General features: G+C 46.6%; 1 protein-coding gene. It reads right to left on the bottom strand.

The annotated features are described in order from the left end of the window. Positions 1-309, bottom strand: a 309-nt coding sequence (traF, locus tag AC3XQU_RS23550) for a conjugal transfer protein TraF (protein ID WP_489876563.1), incomplete at both ends; no start/stop codon positions are given.

The raw sequence follows: 309 nt of genomic DNA, 5'->3' as shown, positions 1-309 counted from the left end.
ATTAGGTGGTACAACAAGCACCGTTGTTGGTGTTAAGCGCAAGTTAAGTAAACTTGCGTGCCCAGCGTTAACCTCAAATTCAGGTACGTTCGGTAGTGTCTTTCCATCCATAGAAATGAACTTTGTGACGAAGCCATATTCCTTGGACAGCTCCTGGATAGTGTTCGCCTGCGGCTGGCAAAATTCACATTTCGAGTCGTAAAACAACCAAAGCCCCCCCACTCCAGCAACATATTTTAGGGCTTCATCTATTCCAGCCTGGGCTTTGCGAAGGAAAAATGGCTTTGTATACGACGCAATTGGTACCCG

It is taken from the genome of Telluria sp. AZSoR62, assembly GCF_058111565.1.
The sequence above is the reverse complement of the archived record's forward strand: the minus strand, read 5'-3'. Positions and strand labels throughout refer to the sequence as shown.